Source organism: Allorhodopirellula heiligendammensis (genome assembly GCF_007860105.1).
GTDB classification, from domain to species: domain Bacteria; phylum Planctomycetota; class Planctomycetia; order Pirellulales; family Pirellulaceae; genus Rhodopirellula; species Rhodopirellula heiligendammensis.
The window spans coordinates 2,045,994-2,062,559 of record NZ_SJPU01000002.1 but is presented as its reverse complement, the minus strand read 5'-3'; the positions used below and the strand labels follow the sequence as shown (position 1 = coordinate 2,062,559).

Here is a 16,566-nt window from a genome sequence, read left to right as displayed (position 1 = left end):
GATCTTCGCGGTATCGCCCGATGAGATCGGTCACCGATAAAAGTCAAGGTAAAATTCTTAGCATCGCGCTATAGGTGCCTAGGGCATGACTGACTCGACCACAACCAATAAACCAGCGCTGCGCGGCAGGCGGCGACTGCTGCTAGCGTGCGCCCTCTTATGCATTGGTTGCCGCGGGGTATCAAAATCGGATCGCGAACCCGCTCACTTTCAAAGTCTCCCCATCCCTTCAATGCGTCCCGATCCCGCAACGGTCAGGGCGTGTGGGTTCCAAGACAAAATCAACCCGATTAGTCAGCCAGGTAGCGAGCCAACACGTTGAGGTTGGCGACGGTCTCGTCCATCTGGATGCTGGGGCCCGGCAATCGGTTGAATCGCAGCGGCACTTCACTTAGCCACGCCCCGCGGGCGTCGAGTCCATTGATGACAGACTGCGTCTCTCGACGACTGGGCGGTCGCTGTTGACGCTCCGCTGCGGCTGAGCGGGAACTCGTCCACTCTTGTGCGGCTAACGACTCGTATTCTGTTCGCAATCGGTCGACCCTGCTGCTCAGTTGAAAGCCGTAATGGGTTGGCATGTCGCTGTCATCGTACGTGAGTTCATAGTTGCGATTGAAATACAGCGGTCGATTAGTTTTCAGCTCATAGAAACGGGCCACACGCCCATCGGGCAATTCACACGCTTTTAAATAGTCGAGCGCAGCTGGAATTGGTTCCAAGTACTTGCGCATCCCGGTGTAGCGATAGAGCTGCATCAGGGTTTCGATGACACTAAACGATTCGCTCGAGGTGATCGCAGGAGGTTCAAACTTGCGTGCCCAGATCGGCTGCATCTGCACGCTATACTGCTGCGCCCAGGCGGGTTGTGGGGCCGGCATTTGAGCAGCCAACAATGAATCGCCCAGACGCCGGGCAGCATCGCGATAGCGAGAGTCGTGATAGACGCGATCCGCTAACAGCAACACGTCCATCACGTCGCTGGCGAGGTGGTCATTGAGTGTGTATCGGTACCAGTATTCTTGGTGCCCTGGATAGACTCGCTCCCACGTCTCTGGATAGCTCGCAGAGCGACGCGGCGTGTCCGTACCGGCAGGACGTGTGTCAGTCCAGACCTGCGGAAACCCTCCGCCTGTGAACTGGCCTCGTTGGAGTAATCCATCGAGTCCGTACAGGGTCATTTCATGAATGGTTTCGTCTTGAAACTCCAATGCTTCATCGAGCTGCATCAAAAACTGTAAGGCCGACTGTGACTTGTTGTCATCCAAACTCGACTGATCTTTCGCCTTTCGACTGAGCGGGTTCATTCGGTAGGCCCAGCGCCGGCTGCGGTCAGCCTCAAACTCAACGCTTGCCTGCCAGCCGCCCGATCTCATTTGACCGTGACGCAATGCGGCGGCAGTGGCCATGGCAGCATCGAGAAATTGAGGATCATCCGTCGCTCGGTATAGTTTGATGAAGGCGATGCCCACGGCGGGCGTGCCTGGCGGTTGAACCCAAACGGTGTTTCGATCCACAACTCCCTCACCCTCGCGGTGATGGAGGTCCGCTGAGTAGCTCCAGACGTAGCCTCCGTGTGAGCTGACGTGCTCAGTTAAAAATGCCGTAGCTTGCTTGGCCGCCGCCAGAGCATCGTCGCGCAAGTCCGCGTCCGCGTCCGCGACTGAAACAGACCCTGTAGCGAATATGAGCAGGGCAAACAATCGAAACGATTGCATCGGAGACACTCCAGTAAACGGACAATTGAGATGGACGTCTCCATCTTAGCTGCTTGGCGTAGCCGAGTCGCTCCGATGATTCGCTGCTCGCACGATCTCCCTAAAGAATTTTATTAAGAAAAATCGTCTCGCCGAGATCGCGACTTCCTGCAGGATCATTGAAGCCGCTGTTCCGGTACAAGCCCGCTGCGGTCTGGTTGCCGCGATAAACCTCCAGCGTCACTTTACAACACCCCCGTTGCCTCGCCAGATCCGTCGCTGCATCGAGCAAGCGCTTACCAATTCCCTGGCCGCGATATCCCCGCATCACCATCACGTCGTGGAGATTGAGCACTGGCATCGCAGAAAACGTAGAAAACGTCTCGAATCCATTGATTAATCCGACCGCGGTCGACCCGCCGTCGACGTGTTCAGCGAACGCCAGGATCGACACCGCATGGTCGCGCGCGGCGAGTTCGTCGACGACTCGTTTCCGCACATCGAATGACAATCCGGGACCATTGATCGCGGGGTCGGCGGCGTACTCGCACAGCAATCTCAAAATCGCTCCGCGGTGATCTCGGCGTCGGTAGTCAGCAACGAGCGTATGAATGTTCATGGAGGCAAAAAGGTATCGTGAGCGAGATAGAAAATAGGACGCGTCTAGGTTGCCTGATCGCTTAGAGGTGGACAATGGATGCAGACACCCCGCACGTCACCAGAGTGGTTAGAATAGCCACTCGTCATGCCCCTCCTCCCATTCTGACCTTACTCAAGAAATAATGCCTCCACTCACCTATCTTCTCGCCTGTCGCATTGGCTCCGCTGGAGTTGTTGCGCTGTCGTCGATCATGCTGCAACTCACTCTCTCGGGAGCGCCTGCCCATGGCGAGGATACTCCTGCACAAACACCACTCCAACATCTACTGGGTGACGGCAACTTTGAGATTGGCCCTGATTACACAACCGATCCAGACCTGACAGATCAAGGGAACCCAAAAGGCAAGTCATTCGAATTTGAGATGCGATTGGCTGACAGTAAGATTTTTCGGGGCGACGATGCCACGCTAGATCCAAAGAAAACGGTCCGGACAGCTCGCAAGGTGTTCGTGTATGTTCCGGCGGCATACCAAGACGGAACGAAGGCCCCCTTATTGATCATTCACGATGGCCCCGCACGGCTCGATCTCGTTCGCAACGCCCTCGACAATTTGACCATTTCTGAGCACCCCGATCGTCGCCTGCCACCTTTCATTGCCATCGCGGTTCAGAACGGTGGCGACGACAGTTACGGTAGCGAGCGAGGGCTTGAGTACGACACGATGTCCGATCGCTTGGCGCGGTTTATCAACGACGAAGTCTTGCCGGCGGTCGTCAACAACTCTGAAATTCGCGCGGCCTATCCCAACATTGCCCTCACCGATGATCCCGATGGACGAGCGGTGATGGGATGCAGCAGTGGCGGCGCCGCGGCGCTGACCATGGGATGGTTTCGCCCCGACCTCTTTCGTCGGTTGATTACCTACTCAGGCACATTCGTCGACCAACAAGACGAAGACGCTGCTGAAGAAGCCAACTATCCGCTGGGGGCCTGGGAATATCACTCTGGAAAGAAGCTGATTGAAAACAGCGAGAAGAAACCGTTGCGTATTTTTACGCATGTCGCCGAAAATGATCTGCGCAACCAAGATCCAGCAGAAACCTATCACAACTGGGTCATGGCCAACCGTCGCACGGCAGCAGCGCTGGCGGCGAAGGACTATGACTATCGGTTCGTATTCAGCCGGGGCACACGTCATTGTGATCAGAAAGTATTCAAGCAAACACTAGCTGACACACTCGTCTGGGCATGGCAGGGTTACCGTTAACAGCCTGTTGAGTTAGTTGCTGTCGCTACCGAGCGCACGCACACTAACCAGAAACGCAAGCGAGGGACGGGATCGACTGCCTCGCTGGCGCATTGGGTTAGTAAATCAACAGTGAGTTAAGCCGAGCGGCCGCTGATTTCTCAAGCCGACTCGCTCGGGCCACTCGCTCGGACACAAAGCCTCAACGGCAGAGGTGGCGGTACCGAGCGACTCAGGCAGCATCCCGTTAAGCGGCCCGTCTGAGGGGCTGATGCGATGTCACCGGGATGCGAATCGTCTCAGCCTGTTCGTCGCTGCGGAGCACGCCTTGGTCGTGCAGATTTGCGGCGACGGAACGTGCCGCCAGCGGCGCCGTGGCGCGAGCGACTGCGGATCCAATACCACTCGTCAAGCACGTCGCGACCAATCGTCCGAAACTCTTTCCCCAACCGCCGTTTCCGAAGTGATCTGCGATCGCTTGCAAGCGACGATGGTTGCGACTGATCTGGTTTGGATAATCGTCACCGGCAGTGTTTTCGGCAACCTCCAGCGTGCATTCGGGAGCACACACGCAGCGCCAGCCGGATTGCCGCGAAAGCAAACTATAGACCATTGATGCCTCGATCACGTCGTCCCCTCGGAACGATCCGGTCAAACTGCGAAGGAGATCTCGACGCCAAAAGCTGGCCGATAGAAAACTGCCTTCGACGCTGCGGAGCTGTTTCCCAGCGAGCCTATCGGAACCGGCGCCGATCAAGTCACAGGCGGTCCCACGTGCACGCGTCCAACCGGCATGCACGATGCCATCGCCGAGCGAGCGCCGCACGACAGGCACAACCATGCCAGTATCATGTTGCTCAAACGCATCATACGCTGTTTCTGTCCAGTCTTCGGTGGCTCGGTAACCATCGGAGAGAATATGGACAAATCGTCCTCGAGCAATCGCCGCTGCCTCACCAATCTGATTGGTAAGACTGGCTGCCGTCTCGACAAATCTAACTTCATCAGCCAATTCGAAGGGATCGTCATAGTCGCCCGCATGGGGAACGATCACCTCGCACGCATCCGGCAGATGCTGCAGCACGCTAATGAGCGTGCTCTCGAAAGAATCACTGTCCCCACGAAAGGGGACGACAATTGACAACCGTGGAATCGTAGGGAACTTTGGCACCGCTGCACCTGCATGGGTCAAATTCGAAAGGGTCACTGCGTAAAGGTTTCGGAATCGCCAGGGCATTAGGTTGAGCTGTTTGTCACCCAACGTGTTGAATTGCCTGACTTCGTTACCAGCCGAGTTCACACTGGCCCAATAATCGGAAAGGTTTACCAGGATCGCCGGTACTACTAGCGACGTTCGCGCCCGCATGCTGCCCTGCCAGGCGGCTATTCAGGTTTTCGCGACCGTAGGCCCCTGCCGATACAGCGCGATCGCATGGTCGCGATACCACTGGGCGGCTTGAGCAAACTCGGCCTGTTGCTGAAGCTCCTTTTCCGAACCAAGCTCGCAGGAGGCGGACTCCAACCGATCAGCGAATTGGTGCAATGTTTCACTGGCTCGGCGAGTCCACCCCCGACGTCGCAACCGTCGATCCATCGCCCTCCGGGCCGCCACGAGAGCCGTTGCCCGGGCGTCACTACGATCACCTCGTTTACGCCACCACAACCAAAGCACCAGTCCGATCAGCACTGGCAGTTGCAGCACACGAAAGATGGCTGCGAGCGCATCGGTCACCCGCAATGATAAGAGCTTGCCCAACTGCTCACGCAGCCATCCCAGGGCCGCAAGCGGCTTCCCGTCGGGCGAGTTGGCCTCGACGTCCGCACTGAGATCTGGATGGACGACATTGAGTGTTCGATATTCGTGACCGGGAGTGGACTCCAGTGATAACCATCGCTGTTGATTCTCGTCGTAGTATTCCACCCACGCGTGGGCATCGCGGTTACGTGCCAAATAAACCGACTGCGACTGATCGAATTCATCCATCACATATCCGGTCACGTATCGCGCCGGAATGCCTTGCGTCCGCATCATCAGCGTGGACGCAGAAGCGAATAGTTCGCAGTGCCCCGGATGTTTCGTATCCAAGAAATGGACGATCGGATCGATGCCTCGCGGCGGCATCGTAGGGGTCAACGAGTAGAAAAAATTGGCTTGGAAATAGGACGCGATCCGCTGCGCTTTCTGGCTAGGAGAAATCGCCCCGAGACAGACCTCATCTGCGATTTCGGCGACCTGATCAAGAATGGAGGGTGACACCGAGCTCAGCAATTCACGCGCATCTGCAGTCAACTCTTCGGTTTCGGTCGACATGGCAACCCCCGCCACCCAGGGCTGGGCAGTGTTCAACCCCTCGTTGATAAGTCCATCCGGCGTGACACCGATTGTCTCCCCCTGACCCTCCACCCACATCGCCGCCGCAGGCAGGAACGCTTGGGGACCTTTTTCGGCATGACCATGAATTTCTACGGTGCCAGCGAAAATACGATTGACCGGGGCTACCGAATTCACATTTAAGGAAAAACGTGATCGCGATTGGTTGCTGGGCCTTTGCAGCTTCACGCTCGCTCCGCCCAATGCCCGCACCGGCCGCGAGCGACGCATATCAATGATCGCTCCGTTACTGTCCCTCTCGACCCACCGGCGACGTGACCGCCATCGACGCTCCGTGTAAGAGTCGTAGACATTGCCACGTAGATAACCAGGAATGTTGTCGCAATAACCACGCAGCGCAATGCCCGTCGGATCCGCAAGGATGCGTTGCCTGACACTCCCCAATCGACCACCCATCACGTATCCGCCGCCCGCCCAAGACACAGGCGAATCGGCGTTTTCAAACCGTCCTTTGAGCTGCGCAAAAACCTCCGCCTGAACGTTTGGCAGGACGCTATCGGTCACCTGGACCAACGTGGACACAACAATAAGGATGAGTGACAGCGTGAGCAGCAGATATGGCCAGGCCTCGGAACGAAAATTAGATCGCCGCTCATCACTGGTGATCGAGGCAAACCGATGCCGCGACACGATCACTTGGGCAGCAACCACAAATCCAATCACGGTGACTAGGCCCACCGCAGTTTGAGCTGTCCGTGAATTGCTGACGCCGCCGCTGGCAACAGTCATCAACACCGTGACCAACGCGATGACCATCATGGTGACATGTCCTTGGCGAGGCCATACCGCCCAAAGAATGCATATCAGTGCAATCCCATAGTGCGCAATCGTATCGACTGCCAACAACAGCATGCTCGATGACTCAGTGACCCGATCGGAAATCCGCCACAGAAAAATAAGCACGAGGGCTCCGATCATGACGAGCAACAGCAGCAGAGCACGCCACATCACCCCCCATAGCCTGGCCATATCCCCATGCGGGAGCCCAGTCGCGTTAGGGAGCGCAGTCGCGTTAGGGAGCCCAGTCGCGTGCGGGAGCCCGCTCGCGTCCTGAGGAGCGACGGGGTGTCGAGGCCAAACCTGCGACCACTTCTCCCCGAGGATTCCTCCTAGCACCGCAGCCACCACATATGACAAGCAAGCCGACTCCGTCGTGAACGTGGTTCCCACGAACCAAGCTAGCGCCGCGATCACAGCCCCCAACACAAACCGATTGTCGATTCGCAACGATCGCGATGGGTCACTGTTCATGGCGTCGCCACTGGAATTGCAGACGGATATTCAATATTCGGCTCAGCGCTCACCTCGGCGGGCACCTTGCGAAAATCTCGATCGGTGACCCACCGGGTAGCATCGGGCACCTCGATGGCAACGTTCTCGCGAGCACGACAGGAAAAAACGAAGATCGCTTCATCCTGGCCCACGTGCAGTTCATTCTGCCATCGAGCTTTTTGCTGAGGTGACTGAGAGCTTGGCTCGACCCGACCGAGAGAGGCCAGGGCAATCAACAATTCCCCAGGATCGCCCCCCGCTTCGCAGCGCAGCGGAGTGCTCGACTCATCGCATGTCAGGGACAGGGTGACCGCCGCTCCGTTACGAGTCAACGTAAGAATGGACGCAGCAGCCAACGCGAGCATCCTTTCAAAGGGCTCATGAACGGGTTCGGTCGGATGGATCCATGCGACCCAGCGCCGCCACAAGCTGATGCGGTGACGAGGCACATCAGGGCATGCATTGTCAATCCATAACCGCACCGACCTAGCTGCGGGAGTGCTAAACTCACGCAGAATTGGCTTGCCTAGGCGTGCCCAGGACGAGAAATCCCATCTACGTACGGGGATACCTTCGCGGTACTCCAATGAACCGATGTAATGGACCTGGTCCCCCTGGGCCATCCGCGTAGCAATCCCCTTGAGGGTGGTCTGGAGCGATCGCCACAGCTCATCATCTTCATCGATCGACGTTGCGGGCGTGACGGCAATATTGGTGCACGGATCGACTCGTCGATATGCGCGAAACAGGTAGAACGGGAAGTAGGATTCCACCAAAATCGCCGGCAGTGGATGAATGCCACGATGGGGCAGCCGCACTTCTTTGATGGTCGAGAACTCCCCATCCGGCGGCAACCAATCGCACCTCGCGGCCGTCTCGACCCAGAGGTTCATCCCCGGCCAACGACCTTGGTTAACCAAACTCACTGCCATGGGGAGGGAGGATCCTGCCGTGATCCAACGTGGGGCGCCAACGGATGCTTGCAACGTCGGCATGGCCAAGTGATTGACGGCCTTGCCAACGACGAACAACGATACGCAGGCCGCGAACATACCCATCCAGGGGTATCCCCAAACGATGTTCAATGACCCGATCCCAACAATCAACAAGGATACCGACGCCGCCGTTAACGACCGCCGCAGCGCCAACACCCATTGAACTGGATTGAGCCAGCTCAACAAGAAAAGCAACGTCGATTTCATCCTTGCATTACTCGTTAGGAGTGGGGGGCACTAATTCGATGGCGTTGGCTCTACGTAGATCGCGCTTTCTGGATTGCCTCCCGAACGCAGATACGCGACCAGGTCAGCAATTTCGTTCGCAGTGAGCGTGTCCAGCAGTCCCGTGGGCATCATGCTGACTTTGGCTGCACTGGTTTCGGCGATGTTGTCCCGCTCGACATTCGTTAGGCTCGATGGATCGAGCATGTTTGTCAGCACCGACAGGTTTTTGCCATGCATGTTGATGACTCGCCCCGTGACCACCTCTCCGTCTTCGGTGAGAAACTGGGTTGCCCCATACTGATCGCTGATCACTTTACTGGGCTCGACGATCGAAACGAGCATGTCATGGGCATTAAACTTGCCACCCGCACTTGTCAGATCAGGCCCGAGAATCCCGCCCTGCAGTCCCATCCGGTGGCATTTGAAGCACTGAGCAGCTCCGAAGAGGCTCTTACCCCGCTCGAAGTCAGGTTCACGCGACGAGTCACTGACGATGGCATCGAGCTCCTCAACAGTCCAATTTTTGACAAACGGGCGTGCTTCCGATGGCCCCGCATCGTCTGCAGAAACGGGCGGATTGATCGCCGCGGCGAGCTGCTCTCGTTGTGAGTCTGTCAGACGATCCACGAACACCTGTTTGATATTATTGACGAACCCGCCAAAGGACATGCCGCCACGAGCGGTGGTCATTTCATGGAACCATCCCAAGTAACGAGCTCGCATCTCGTTATCCCATCCTTCAGTAGCTGCACGCAGTGTCAGCGCGTAGTGAATCTGACTCTCCTGGCTGGGTGAATTGGTAAGCTTCTCCAGCACGGCTTTGGTTGATCCCGGCGCCTGCAGGTAGACGAGCATGATCGCCAGTTCGCGGTCAAGTGAATCGACTTCCGAGGGGAACGCCCCTCCGATTGCTTCGGTCAATGCCGCGCGTTGCTCATCACTCAATTCACCTAGCCGCATCGCAACTAACCCCGCGGCTCGGAGGAATGCAATCTTTCCGTCGGTATCGAGAGCATCGAAATCCAACTCCAACAGGCTCTCCAAGGCCGCGGCTTGATCTTCGGCTTCGCCGCAACGAGCTAAAGCAATCACGCCCAGCAATCTGGCACGCGCCGAAGGCGAGGCCAGCGCCTTTGATTTCCATGCCTCCACGTCACGATGCTCCAGTGCGATCCGTGAAGCAAATCGAATGGATCGATCCTCGTGCGAGAGGAACTCCAACGCCATTGCCGTGGCCGCATCAGCGCTCACGGGCAGGTCCGCGTCGGCGACATGCAATCGCTCGATCTGGCTACGCAACACCCGCAGCGACTGAGCCTGCAGTTTCGCGTCCTCGAGGGACACGGCATTGGCGTCCGCGTCAGCCTGAGCAGCCTCCCCATCGGGTACTCCCGTATAGGAAATCCGATACAGCCCGCTCTGTGTCTCGCGGCCTCCGATGGTCAGGAACATCGCTCCATTGTGAATCACCATATCAGTCACCGGCAGAGGGGCGGCCGTCGCAAAAGTTTCGTAATCACCTGCATAAGACGCCCCGTCCTCGGTGAGATGGACAGCGTAAATATTTCCGTAGCTCCAGTCGGCGATAAAGAGAGCTTCGCGGTACCGCTCGGGGAACTGAGCGTTGTAGCCAAAGCAGATGCCAGTCGGTGAACCAGGACCGATGTCGACCGCAGCACCGAAGGAATCAGGATAGTAGGCAGGCCACTTACCCGTGCCGTTTCGCCAACCAAATTCAGCGCCACTGATCACGTGATTAACGCGCGTCGGGCGGTACCAGGGTGTCCCCACATCCCATTCCATGTCGGCATCGTAGGTGAACAGTTCACCATCGTGATTGAGTGCAATATCGTAAGGGTTTCGAAATCCGGTTGCGATCAACTCGCGATTGCTTCCATCGGGATCGAGCGACATGATGAAGCCTCCCGGCGCCATGCGATCCGCGTTGTGCCCCCGAGCGTCTGGCATCCGACCGAGCAAGTGGTCCTCTTCCCAGTTTCTTGGCACGCGACTGTCGGCGAGTTCTTCGGGAAGTGACGTGTTGTTACCTGCAACCATCACGATGCGTTTCCCGTCGGGCGTTAGAACTAAACCGTGTGGTCCGTGTTCGCTGCCCCCATTGAGCGGCACAATGTGCTCTTTTTGATCGTATTGATCGTCTCCGTCGGTATCGGTCAATCTCCACAACCCCGAAGGGAACTGACGTGAGTTCACGTTCGCGTAGAGAGAACCGAACGCGCACAGCAACCCTTGAGCACCGGTGAACTCGATATCGAGTTTCTCCACGCGCGCTGGTTCGGTGGATACGTCAATGCGAAAAAGACCCCCGTTCTGGTCGCAGGCGATCAATCGGCCTTTCGGATCGACGGTCAAACTCACCCACGATCCTTCATTCGCGCTGTCGACCTGGTGGATCAAATCAACTTCAAACCCGGCAGGTACCTTGAACTGCTCCGGCGGCGTCACGCCAAGTCCGGCGGCGTCGGTGACGCCATTTTGTAGTGGTAACAGGCAAACCAGTAGCGTGAGCAAACGCGATAGCCCTCGACGAGGCACTCGTTGGATCATGGATGTCATTCGTGTGAGTTAGGGTAGGGTGGGGAATCGTCAACGCGGCTTTCTTCAGCGTGGCTTTCGGCAGCGTTTTCAGATTCGTTCATGGGAAGGCGGGAATTCAGGCTTCCAGTCTAACCGCGTCAGTGGAGGAAGACCAACCATTGGAGTCAAATTTTGCGTGGACCTCTTCGGATTGGTGAACGTGGGGCCCCTAAAAAACGCGGACCTTCGCCGAGCGACGCCGAAAAAACCCTTGCGGGGTGGCTCGCGAGAGAACTACGATAGTAGAAATGAGAGTCGACTATTCTTCTTCATTTCTTATCTCAGTATTGATGTGAGCACTGCTCCAATGGTTCATTACACCTGCGATCGTTGCCAACGTTCGATCGATCTCAACGAAGGTCCCCGCTACGTCGTCCGCATTGATGTTGAGGTCATCGCGGATGTGACCGATGATGCCAGCGATGAGGAATCGATTGACTTTTTGGCGGAGCTCAACGAGACGCTCGCCTATGAGTCAGCCTGCATGACGCCGTCGATTGACGCCAGTGAACCGCTCGATGACCTCCATGACGCTCTCTGCCGAGGCGAGGATCTCGATCACCTCGACTCCTCGTTTTCACCCACAATTCACCACGACGGTTACGATAGCGAAAATACGTCTTTGCCTCCGAGCTTCGATCTCTGCTCGCAATGTTACGCCGAGTACACCAAAAACCCGCTCAGCCGTGAGCGTGCACTGAAGCTGCACTTCAGTAATAATTGACTCCTCTGCCTGCGTCCATGAACGCGCGGCGCCCTGAACACCAACGGCGTTGAGGACCATCGACTGCTCGGGCTGCGCGTTGCCGACGGGGTAACGAGCATACTGGGATCCTCGCGTTGCGAGTTCTACGCCCTGAGGTTGTATTGTCTTTCGCAACTGTCGTACTTTCTCGCAAACAACTACGAGTTATCGATCCATGTGTTTCACAAAAATTGCTCGATGGTGTGTGCTGTGCACTGCCTGGGGGTGCACGTTCGCAGACTCTGCAGCGACTTCTCGTGCTGCCGAGCCAGCCGCCATCGCCAGCAACACCGACCCAGTGCGTACAACAAACGAATGGACGTCATGGCGAGGACCGCAGGCCGATGGCAGCGGCGACGCCGAGCAAATGCCGCCGACACAGTGGAGTGAATCCGAGCACATCGCGTGGCAGACGCCCATTCCCGGTCGCGGCCATGCGTCGCCTGTCGTTCGCGGAGACGAGGTGTTTTTGCCGACCGCTGATCTCGATCGCCAAATTCAAAGCGTGCTTTGTTTCGATGCGAAAACCGGCCGGCAGAAATGGGAATCGATTGTCCATGAAGGCGGCTTCAACAATAAGAATGCCGAGACGGCAAACTCGAAGGCGAGTTTCGCCTCATCGACAATCGCGGCGGACAACGAACAACTGTATGTCAACTTCTTCAACGACGATGCCATCTACACCACGGCGCTCGATCACTCCGGCCACATTCTCTGGCAGCAGAAAATCAGTGACTACACCATGCATCAAGGCTACGGATCGTCACCGGCATTGCATGGGCCCTTGGTGATCGTTTCCGCTGACAACAAAGGCGGTGGTGCGGTTGCAGGTCTCGATCGTAAGAGCGGCAAGATCGTTTGGTCGCACGACCGCCCATCCAAACCGAACTACGCATCGCCGATCGTTCATCACCTCAACGGCCGCGACCAACTCATCCTCACTGGGTGCGATCTCGTCACCAGTCTCAATCCGCTCACGGGCGAGGTATTGTGGGAGATCCCCGGGGCGACGACCGAATGCGTCACGACGACCGTGACAGACGGTACTCACGTCTACAGCTCAGGAGGCTACCCCAAAAACCACGTCGCCGCGATCGTTGCCGATGGCAGCGGTCGAGTGGCCTGGGAGATTAACAAACGAATCTACGTACCCTCGATGGTCATTCGCGATGGCTATCTTTACGTGACCTTCGACGATGGCATTGCCGGATGCATTGATGCTGCCACCGGCGAGGAGATATGGAAGAAGCGGCTCGGCGGCACCTTCAGCAGCTCGCCCGTGCTGGTGGGAACACTCATCTATGCCACCAACGAAGACGGCGAAACATTCATTTTTGAAGCCACTCCAGAAAAGTTTCAATCCGCAGGCAAGAACAAGATTGGGCAAAGCGTCTTTGCCACGCCCGCCATTGTGGGCGGCAAGATCTACACTCGCGTAGCGAAAATGGAAGACGACCAGCGCCAGGAATACCTCGTCTGTATCAGCAACTGAGACTGACACCGGAGCATGGATTCAGGCGGCTTTCGCCTGGGACCACCGACGAGAACAGAAACTGCTGAAATCATCTAAAAAGGTGTAGAGCACAGGAATTGCCAGCAGAGTTAACAGCAGAGACAGTGTCTGACCGCCAGCGGCCAAGACCGCAATCGATCGGCGTTCTTCAGCGCCCGGTCCGGTGGCAATCAGCAGCGGCAGCAGGCCTGCTACGAACGAGATCGTCGTCATCAAAATCGGCCGCAGTCGGTCACGGTTGGCAAGCATGATCGCGTCGTGTCGGGCCAGTCCTTGGCCACGAAGTGCATTGGTGTGGTCAACCTGCAAAATCGCTGCTTTCTTAACGACGCCGAACAGGACCAGGATCCCCAGGGCAGAATACAAGTTCAGTGTTTCGCCGCCCCAGTACAAGCTGATCAAACCAAACGGCACTGCGATCGGTAGTGACAGCAAAATAATCACGGGATAGACCATGTTTTCGTACTGGGCTGCCAATACGATATACATGAATACGAACGACAGCATGAAGGTCCACCCGAAATCCGAGATCGTGCGTTCGAGCTCACGACCGCCTCCCAACACCTCAATATTGAATCCCGGTGGAACGCCAATCTCGTGGGCTGCCGTCTGCAGCGCCTCGACCTGCCCTGCCAGTGCATATCCGTCAGCAATATTCGCCCGCACCCCAACCATCCGCTGGCGGCTGAGCCGATCGATCCGTGATGCCGACGTGCTGACTTCGAAGCTCACCACATTGTCAAGTCGAGTGAGCGCAGAGGAGGACGGTGCTGCCAAAGAGACCGCACCACGATTCATTCTCAACTCGGAGGCTGGCGTGCTCAGGACACCTGAAGATTCGAACGCAGCATCAGGATTGGACCGGACAAACAATTGTGAAATGGAGGGAATGTCATTACGATCCATCCCAACTAAACGCAGTTCGACATCGTAGGCATCGCCGGCGGTGCGGTCGAAATATCGTGAGACGCGGTCATCGCCACCGACAGCCACCCGGAGTGTATCGGCAATCTCTTGCACCTCGATCCCCATTGCCGCAGCTCGTGGTCGGTCGATATGTATCAGCAGTTCTGGATTATCAATTTGAAGCGTGGAGTAGACATCGACCAACCCGGGAATTTCTTTCGCCCGCTGGCGTAACTCGTTGCTGAACGTCAGCAGTCGGTCGGCGTCTGGGCCCGTGATCGCGAAATCAATATCGACGGGGGCTCCCTGGCGTAGCGAGGTCAGATTTCGCACCGACAGTCGTAAGCCTGGAATCGTTTTTAGATGTTCACGAATTTCGGACATTTTTTCGCGCTGGGTGAAATTGCCACGCCAAGCAATGCTGGGATCCCCCGCTAACAAACCGTTCCACAACCTCCCTATCGAGAATGTTCGCTCCTTGCTATCGATTAGTCGAATGAAGAAGCTGGCTCGATTGACATCGCTACCGCCGCGTGTTCCGACGGTGGCCAGCGCCGTTTCAATCCCATCCACATCATCGAGCACCGCTTGCACTCTTTCGATAGCATGCCGCATGGCGAGCACACTGGCTCCCTGACGGGCTTCGGCACGCACTTCGAACTCCGATTCGTCGACATTCAGAGGCACATAGTCTCGCTGTACCAAGTGGCTCAATGGGACGTTGGACGCAATTACCAGAACGACGACGACGAGCACAGCCCAGCGAAACCGGAGCGCCATGGCGAGCATCCATAGGTAGGCTCGCTCGATCAGTGAATAGATACCTCGTCTCGATGCAGGAGCGGCCTCGCCCTGTCGCGTTTTACTGGGGCGCAACAGTTTGCTGCACATCATGGGCGTCAGCGAAAAACTGATCAGCATCGAGATCAGGATGGCAACGGTCGCGGTAACACCAAACTGAAACAGCATCCGGCCCGTCACACTCGATAGGAATGAGACTGGTAGGAATACGATCACCAGAGAAATGGTTGTCGCGAGCACCGCCATGGCGATCTCCCGAGTCCCCTGAATAGAGGCCTCGAAGGGGTCCATGCCTTTCTCTTCAATGCAATGAAAGATATTCTCGAGCACTACGATTGCATCATCGATCACCACGCCCACCATCAACACCAGCGCCAACATGGTGACATTGTTGAGCGTGAAATCGAACCATCTCATGAATGCGAAGCTGGCGATGATCGATGCGGGAATGGCAACGGCTGCAATGATGGTCGAACGCCATGAACGCATAAACAGCAACACGGTCAGGCACGCCAAAATGCTCCCGGAGATGAGGTGACGCTCAATTTCATGGAGCGCCTCGACAATGTATCGCGATTGATCTTGGATAACCGAGACGCGAACACCGTCGGGGAGCAGGTCTTCGCAACGCGGCAATCTTGCTTTGATTCCATCAATCACTGCGACGGTGTTCTCACCTGATTGACGCTGAACCTCCAGAACCACAGCAGGCTCGCCATTGAGGCTCGCCAGTGTCCGCACTTCCTTTGTGCTATCGGTCACCGTGCCCAAGTCACCGAGTCGGATCGGGACTCCATCGACAGTGTCCACAACGAGTTTTGAAAAATTGGCTGAGTCGGCCAACCGGCCGAGTGTCCGCATGGTCAGTTCCCGCCCGCCCTCGTCGACTCGACCACCAGGAACCTCAGCGTTCTGGCGAACGAGCGCCTCACGGACTTCGAGAATAGAAATCTGATGAGCCGCCAGACGATCAGCGTCGATATTGACTTGAATAGCACGGTCAGCCGCACCGGCGATCACAACTTCGCCGACACCATGAGACGACTCGATCACGTTCTTGACGTAGCGATCGGCGAGCACGAACAGCTCGCGCGAGGAACGCTGGCCTGAGACCGCGAGCGTCATGATCGGCGACGAATCGAGATCCCGCTTCTCAACGATCGGCGGGTCGATGCCAGTCGGCAACTGCCGCCGGACACTCGCGACCGCGTCGCGAACATCTTGGATCGCAGCGTCGATATCGCGATCGAGTTCGACGGTGATGATAACGAAAGAGCGTCCGTCGCTCGAAATCGATCGCAGCTCCTCGATCCCCGCCACTGTCGCAACCGCATCCTCGATAACACTACTGATCTCAGATTCAACCTCCTCAGCGGCCGCCCCCACGTATTCCGTGTTAACGAATATTTGAGGCATATCCATGTTGGGAAAGCGGTCGACACCGAGTGTCGGGAACGCAGCAATGCCGGCGACGACAAATGCGGTGATCAGCATCAACGCAAATACGGGCCGCTTGACGGAAATCTCAGCGAGCCAGTACATCGCAACCTCTTATGTTTGATCGGACGGAGCGTC

At 56.8% G+C, this 16,566-nt stretch carries 10 protein-coding genes; 3 read left to right on the top strand and 7 right to left on the bottom strand.

Annotated elements, in window-relative coordinates:
• Positions 1–290 precede the first annotated feature (290 nt).
• Both Poly21_RS17940 and Poly21_RS17935 read right to left on the bottom strand, forming a co-directional pair.
• Positions 291–1,715, bottom strand: coding sequence for a pectate lyase (locus Poly21_RS17940; RefSeq protein ID WP_146408249.1), 1,425 nt, complete (start codon positions 1,713–1,715; stop codon positions 291–293).
• A 100-nt stretch (positions 1,716–1,815) separates the two neighbouring features.
• On the bottom strand, positions 1,816–2,313 hold the full coding sequence (locus tag Poly21_RS17935) for a GNAT family N-acetyltransferase (protein WP_146408248.1): 498 nt from the start codon (positions 2,311–2,313) through the stop codon (positions 1,816–1,818).
• 232 nt (positions 2,314–2,545) lie between these two features.
• Here Poly21_RS17935 and Poly21_RS17930 point away from each other — a divergent pair, with 232 nt between their 5' ends.
• On the top strand, positions 2,546–3,562 hold the full coding sequence (locus Poly21_RS17930) for an alpha/beta hydrolase (RefSeq protein ID WP_146408805.1): 1,017 nt from the start codon (positions 2,546–2,548) through the stop codon (positions 3,560–3,562).
• Positions 3,563–3,788: 226 nt separating this feature from the next.
• Here the strand turns inward: Poly21_RS17930 and Poly21_RS17925 are convergent, their stop codons facing one another.
• The 4 genes from Poly21_RS17925 to Poly21_RS17910 form a co-directional block, all read right to left on the bottom strand.
• Complete coding sequence (locus tag Poly21_RS17925; protein ID WP_302119452.1) at positions 3,789–4,748, bottom strand: glycosyltransferase family A protein; 960 nt, start codon at positions 4,746–4,748, stop codon at positions 3,789–3,791.
• 180 nt (positions 4,749–4,928) lie between these two features.
• Complete coding sequence (locus Poly21_RS17920; protein ID WP_146408247.1) at positions 4,929–7,184, bottom strand: transglutaminase-like domain-containing protein; 2,256 nt, start codon at positions 7,182–7,184, stop codon at positions 4,929–4,931.
• Positions 7,181–8,407, bottom strand: a complete 1,227-nt coding sequence (locus Poly21_RS17915) for a DUF58 domain-containing protein (RefSeq protein WP_146408246.1) — start codon at positions 8,405–8,407, stop codon at positions 7,181–7,183. Before Poly21_RS17915 ends, Poly21_RS17920 begins: the two co-directional genes overlap by 4 nt.
• A gap of 30 nt (positions 8,408–8,437) precedes the next feature.
• A complete protein-coding gene (locus Poly21_RS17910; RefSeq protein WP_146408245.1) occupies positions 8,438–11,005 on the bottom strand; it encodes a c-type cytochrome in 2,568 nt (855 codons plus the stop codon).
• 328 nt (positions 11,006–11,333) lie between these two features.
• Between Poly21_RS17910 and Poly21_RS17905 the strand changes: the two genes are divergently transcribed.
• Together Poly21_RS17905 and Poly21_RS17900 are read left to right on the top strand one after the other, a co-directional pair.
• Positions 11,334–11,750 carry a hypothetical protein gene (locus tag Poly21_RS17905; RefSeq protein ID WP_146408803.1) on the top strand — a complete coding sequence of 139 codons (417 nt, stop codon included), beginning with the start codon at positions 11,334–11,336 and terminating at the stop codon, positions 11,748–11,750.
• 196 nt (positions 11,751–11,946) lie between these two features.
• Positions 11,947–13,263: an outer membrane protein assembly factor BamB family protein gene (locus Poly21_RS17900; protein WP_146408244.1), complete on the top strand. Its 1,317-nt coding sequence runs from the start codon at positions 11,947–11,949 to the stop codon at positions 13,261–13,263.
• Positions 13,264–13,284: 21 nt separating this feature from the next.
• Here Poly21_RS17900 and Poly21_RS17895 read toward each other — a convergent pair whose 3' ends face one another.
• Positions 13,285–16,533: an efflux RND transporter permease subunit gene (locus Poly21_RS17895; RefSeq protein ID WP_146408243.1), complete on the bottom strand. Its 3,249-nt coding sequence runs from the start codon at positions 16,531–16,533 to the stop codon at positions 13,285–13,287.
• Positions 16,534–16,566: the final 33 nt, after the last annotated feature.

What these genes read in the sequence shown, in the direction of transcription:
- Poly21_RS17920 (WP_146408247.1), bottom strand. Translation starts at nt 7,184, where the DNA reads ATGAACAGTGACCCATCGCGATCGTTGCGAATCGACAATCGGTTTGTG.
- Poly21_RS17900 (WP_146408244.1), top strand. Translation starts at nt 11,947, where the DNA reads ATGTGTTTCACAAAAATTGCTCGATGGTGTGTGCTGTGCACTGCCTGG.
- Poly21_RS17935 (WP_146408248.1), bottom strand. Translation starts at nt 2,313, where the DNA reads ATGAACATTCATACGCTCGTTGCTGACTACCGACGCCGAGATCACCGC.
- Poly21_RS17930 (WP_146408805.1), top strand. Translation starts at nt 2,546, where the DNA reads ATGCTGCAACTCACTCTCTCGGGAGCGCCTGCCCATGGCGAGGATACT.
- Poly21_RS17940 (WP_146408249.1), bottom strand. Translation starts at nt 1,715, where the DNA reads ATGCAATCGTTTCGATTGTTTGCCCTGCTCATATTCGCTACAGGGTCT.
- Poly21_RS17905 (WP_146408803.1), top strand. Translation starts at nt 11,334, where the DNA reads ATGGTTCATTACACCTGCGATCGTTGCCAACGTTCGATCGATCTCAAC.
- Poly21_RS17895 (WP_146408243.1), bottom strand. Translation starts at nt 16,533, where the DNA reads ATGTACTGGCTCGCTGAGATTTCCGTCAAGCGGCCCGTATTTGCGTTG.
- Poly21_RS17915 (WP_146408246.1), bottom strand. Translation starts at nt 8,407, where the DNA reads ATGAAATCGACGTTGCTTTTCTTGTTGAGCTGGCTCAATCCAGTTCAA.
- Poly21_RS17910 (WP_146408245.1), bottom strand. Translation starts at nt 11,005, where the DNA reads ATGACATCCATGATCCAACGAGTGCCTCGTCGAGGGCTATCGCGTTTG.